The sequence below is a fragment of the Nocardioides sp. genome (genome assembly GCF_051876515.1).
Lineage (GTDB): Bacteria > Actinomycetota > Actinomycetes > Propionibacteriales > Nocardioidaceae > Nocardioides.
Genome location: NZ_JBJEHY010000240.1, coordinates 1 through 4,130, shown reverse-complemented (window position 1 = coordinate 4,130; position 4,130 = coordinate 1). Strand labels below are relative to the sequence as shown.

Genomic DNA, 4,130 nt, shown 5'->3' with positions numbered 1-4,130 from the left:
CGAGGTTGCCGGTCGGCTCGTCGGCGAAGACGATCGACGGACGGCTCACCAGGGCGCGCGCGCACGCGACCCGCTGCTGCTGCCCGCCCGACATCTCCGACGGCCGGTGCTTGAGCCGGTCACGCAGACCGACGGCGTCGACGACCTGGTCGAACCACTCCCGGTCGGGCTTGCGCCCGGCGAGGTTGAGCGGCAGCAGGATGTTCTCCTCCGCCGTCAGGGTCGGGATCAGGTTGAACGCCTGGAAGACGAAGCCGATGTTCTCCCGGCGCAACGCCGTGAGCTGGTTGTCGTTGAGGGTGCTCAGCGGCGCCTCGGCGACGACCACCTCGCCCGCGGTGGGGGTGTCGAGCGCCGCCAGGCAGTGCATGAAGGTCGACTTCCCCGAACCGGACGGACCCATCACGGCCGTGAACTCACCCGCGTACAGGTCGGCGGTGATCCCGTCCAGGGCGCGCACCTCGGCCTCGTCCGAGCCGTACACCTTGACGAGGTCGTGGGCGACCGCAGCCACCGCGCGGACGCGAGACCCCCTGCTGCTCTCCTCCGTCATGTCCCGAGTCTGTCAGGCGCGACCGAAAGGGGGCGTCCGTTCACGATGCGGACGCCCGGCGGGGGCGTGGGTGCCGGCCCAGCGCCTGCTCACGGCCGGCTCACTGCCGGCTCACTGCCGGGCGAGCGTCCCGATCTCTCCGCCGTCCTTGTCGAGGACCGTGAGGGTGTCCCCGTCGACGGTCGCGGTGGCCATGCCGGAGAGCCAGGTGTCGACGTCCGGGCAGGCCTTCCGGGTGCTGGCGACCGCCTCGAAGGTGACGGTGGCGCCGTCGGCCTCCCAGGCGGACATCAGGCGGTTGCACCCGTCGGAGCCGGTCACGTTGCCGTCCTCGGCGAGCTCCAGGTACGGCTGCTCGTCCTCGGGCGCGCCCCACGTCCCGGCGACCTCGAGCGGGGTCTCGGTGGGGGTCTGCGTCGAGGTGGGCTCGTCGGTGGCCTTGTCGGCCGGCTCGTCGCTGCCGCACGCGGAGACGCCGAGGGTGAGCAGGAGGGCGGCGGCTGCCAGCAGCGGCCGGGACGGAACGGACATCGGGCGTCCTCTCGACGGGCAGCGGCGGCTGCGGCGTACGGCCCACCCGGCGGGCGGCCCTGCGGCGACCGTACGGAGGGCCGGGAGCGACGGACAAGGGGCGAAGGTCCCGGGGTGTGCGAGTGTGGGGCCATGGACACCACCGTCATCCGCAGCACCGGCCCCGACCGCTTCGAGATCCAGGTGGACGGCGCGGCGGGCGGGTTCGCGCAGTTCGTGGACCACGCCGGCAGCCGCGTCTTCTTCCACACCGTCGTCGACCCCGCGTACAAGGGTCAGGGCCTCGGCGGCATCCTCGTCAGCCAGGCGCTGGAGGCCACCCGCGACGAGGGCCTGCGCATCGTCGCGGTCTGCCCGTTCGTCAAGGGGTACGTCGAGAAGCACCCCGAGTGGGCCGAGCACGTCGACGCCCCCACCGAGGAGACGCTGGGCGCGATCCCGCGGGGCTGAGCGGGGTTCGGCCTGCGTCATACGAACTGTCGCGGGGTCGCCTGCGTCATACGAAGTGCCGCGGGGCGCCCTGCGTCAGACGAGCCGCCTCGGGGGCTGCCCTGCGTCATACAAGCCGTCCCCGGCCCGGCCCTCCGTCAGACGGATCCGCACCAATAGGTTCGGGTTCGCATGACGCACCGCCCCGCCAGAGGCCGTACGTATGACGCACCCACACGTACCCGTGCGAGCCATCCCCCAGATGGCACGAATGGACTACTCAAGGTTCCACATGGTGGTCCTTTTGTGTCACAGTGCACTCCATGAGCGACTCGGTGACGCGGCACAGCGACCCCACCCGGTTCCAGATCACCATCGGTGACCACGATGCGGGACACGTGGAGTTCGTGGACCACGAACGCGCACGCGTCTTCTTCCACACCGAGGTCAACGAGGACTACTCCGGCCACGGCCTGGGCGGCGCACTCGTCCAGCGGGCACTCGAGCTGACCCGGGACGAGGGGCTGCGGATCGTGGCGTTCTGCCCGTTCGTCAAGGCGTACATCAACCGCAACCCCGAGTGGCTCGAGTACGTGAACACCCCGACCGCCGGCGCGGTCGCGGCGATCCCCCGCTGATCGCCCTCCCGCACGACCGCCCACCTGCACGACCGGCCCGGGCCCTACCTGGCGAAGACCCCCGGGTGCCGCTGCGCGTAGTCGCGGATCGACTCCAGCACCGCGCGCGCGTCCTGACCGACTGCGGTGGGCCGGTACCTCACCGCCGTGGGCGGCCCCGGCTCCACCAGGCGCTCCACCAGGCCGTACTCGCAGAGCTCCTTGAGCCGCGCGCTCAGCACCGCGTCGGAGACGCCCGGCACGCCGGCCCGGATCTCGCCGTACCGCTCGGCGCCCCCGAGCAGCGACCACAGCACGGCGCCCGCCCAGGCCCGCCCGAGCAGGGCCAGGACCTGGTGCACCTCCGAGCAGGCCCGATCGTGGCTCACTGCAGACCCGCCCGGGCCATCGGACGCAGCAGCTCCCGCTCCTCGTACGCGAAGTGCGACAGCAGCGTGTCGGTGAGCAGGTCGAGGTGGTGCTGGACCCCGTCGAGCGCCTCACGGCCCTGCGCACTGCCCTCCTCGGACCCGACCAGCGTGACCAGGGCCCGGTCGAAGCGGTCGAGCACGTCGTGGATCACGTGGTGCTCCTCCTCCAACCGGTCCAGCACCGGCGCCAGGCCCGGCACCGTACGGCGCAGGTGCGGGAAGACCGAGCGGTCCTCCAGCGTGTGGTGGCTGGTGACCATACGGCAGTACGACTCGCAGTAGGCGCCGAACGTCCAGTTGTTCTGGCGCAGCGTCATCTGGTTGATCACCGACCGCGCCTCACCGGCGCCCATCTGTCCGCGGCGCACCTGTCCGAGGATGTCGCGGACCTGGGCGAGCTCGCCGCGCAGGTGGTCGTGGACGTCCATGAAGTGCGACGCCTCGGCCTCGCGCAGCAGCTCGTCGTCGGTCCCGTCGATGTACGTGGGCCGCGTCGACTCGTCCCAGGGCTGTTCGGCCACGAGGCGAGTGCCGTCGTCCGGGGTCGGCTGCACCCGCATCGGACGCAGGTCGCTGATCACCTCGGCGGTCGCATCGCTGGTCGAGCCTGTCGAGACCTCGCCGGTCGCGGCCCCCTCGCCGGCCGCGGCCTCCTCGCCGGCCGCGGCCCCCTCGTCGGTCGAGCCGCCCCCGTCGGTCGAGCCTGTCGAGACCCCGCTCACGGCACGCCGCCCCCGCTCCACCGCCACCAGCTCGCGGGTCGCGGGCGCGACCTCCTCGGCCCACACCTGCAGCACGTCGGGCTCGTCGGTGGGCAGGATGAACGTGCTCATGCCGTGGGTCAGCGTGATCTCGGCGAGCCTCTCCGCCCAGTCCGACGGGTCGGGTCCGAGCAGGTCGGGTCCGACGTTGTACAGGCGCCGTACGGAGGCGGGCGCGCGGCCCGCGGCCTCGGCCGCCTCGTCGATGATCGCGTTCATCTCGTCGAGCTTGTCGGGCGTGGCCCACGAGGCACTCGGCAGCCAGCCGTCGGCGACCCGACCGGTCAGCCGCAGCATCCGCGGCTTCACGGCGCCGAGCATGACAGGGATGTCATGGGCGGGCACGGGGCCGGCGTGCAGTCCACGGGCGGTGTAGTGCTGCCCCTCGAACCGCATGGCCCCGCCCTGCCAGAACTGCTTCATCAGCTCGATCGCCTCGGTGAGCGCCTCGACGGCCTCGCCGGGCGTACGACGGGGTCCGCCGGCCGCCACGATGGCGTCCCAGAAGGCGCCCGCGCCGAGGCCGAGCTCGACCCGGCCACCCGTGGCCAGGTCGAGCGTCGCGGCCGCCTTGGCGAGCACGACCGGGGGTCGCAGCGGCAGGTTGGCCACGTTGGGGCTGAGCCGGACGCTGCTGGTCTGCGCACCGATCAGGGTGAGCAGCGTCCACGCGTCGACGAACCGCTCCTGGTACGGGTGGTCCTGGACGGTGAAGAGGTCCAGACCCGTCACGTCGGCCAGCTGCACGAGTGCGCGCACGTCGGGCAGCCGCCCGGCATCGGGAGTGACGAAGACGCCGAACTCGAGG

Annotated in this window: 6 protein-coding genes; 2 read left to right on the top strand and 4 right to left on the bottom strand. The window is 72.3% G+C overall.

Features of this window, described 5'->3' with window-relative positions:
- Positions 1–553, bottom strand: a 553-nt coding sequence (locus ACI379_RS16675) for an ABC transporter ATP-binding protein (RefSeq protein WP_439793252.1), incomplete at its 3' end; no start/stop codon positions are given.
- 111 nt (positions 554–664) lie between these two features.
- Positions 665–1,084, bottom strand: a complete 420-nt coding sequence (locus tag ACI379_RS16670) for an META domain-containing protein (RefSeq protein WP_439793251.1) — start codon at positions 1,082–1,084, stop codon at positions 665–667.
- Between the two features lie 132 nt (positions 1,085–1,216).
- Between ACI379_RS16670 and ACI379_RS16665 the strand changes: the two genes are divergently transcribed.
- Positions 1,217–1,534: a GNAT family N-acetyltransferase gene (locus ACI379_RS16665; RefSeq protein ID WP_439793250.1), complete on the top strand. Its 318-nt coding sequence runs from the start codon at positions 1,217–1,219 to the stop codon at positions 1,532–1,534.
- A 302-nt stretch (positions 1,535–1,836) separates the two neighbouring features.
- Positions 1,837–2,151, top strand: a complete 315-nt coding sequence (locus ACI379_RS16660) for a GNAT family N-acetyltransferase (RefSeq protein WP_439793249.1) — start codon at positions 1,837–1,839, stop codon at positions 2,149–2,151.
- Between the two features lie 44 nt (positions 2,152–2,195).
- Here ACI379_RS16660 and ACI379_RS16655 read toward each other — a convergent pair whose 3' ends face one another.
- Together ACI379_RS16655 and ACI379_RS16650 are read right to left on the bottom strand one after the other, a co-directional pair.
- Positions 2,196–2,519, bottom strand: coding sequence for a winged helix-turn-helix transcriptional regulator (locus tag ACI379_RS16655; RefSeq protein ID WP_439793248.1), 324 nt, complete (start codon positions 2,517–2,519; stop codon positions 2,196–2,198).
- Positions 2,516–4,130 (bottom strand): LLM class flavin-dependent oxidoreductase (locus ACI379_RS16650; protein ID WP_439793247.1); only part of this gene is annotated, 1,615 nt, incomplete at its 5' end. The genes ACI379_RS16650 and ACI379_RS16655, both read right to left, overlap by 4 nt.

Bases quoted from the DNA above. Each gene is read 5' to 3' on its own strand.
- ACI379_RS16670 (WP_439793251.1), bottom strand. From the start codon at position 1,084: ATGTCCGTTCCGTCCCGGCCGCTGCTGGCAGCCGCCGCCCTCCTGCTC.
- ACI379_RS16665 (WP_439793250.1), top strand. From the start codon at position 1,217: ATGGACACCACCGTCATCCGCAGCACCGGCCCCGACCGCTTCGAGATC.
- ACI379_RS16660 (WP_439793249.1), top strand. From the start codon at position 1,837: ATGAGCGACTCGGTGACGCGGCACAGCGACCCCACCCGGTTCCAGATC.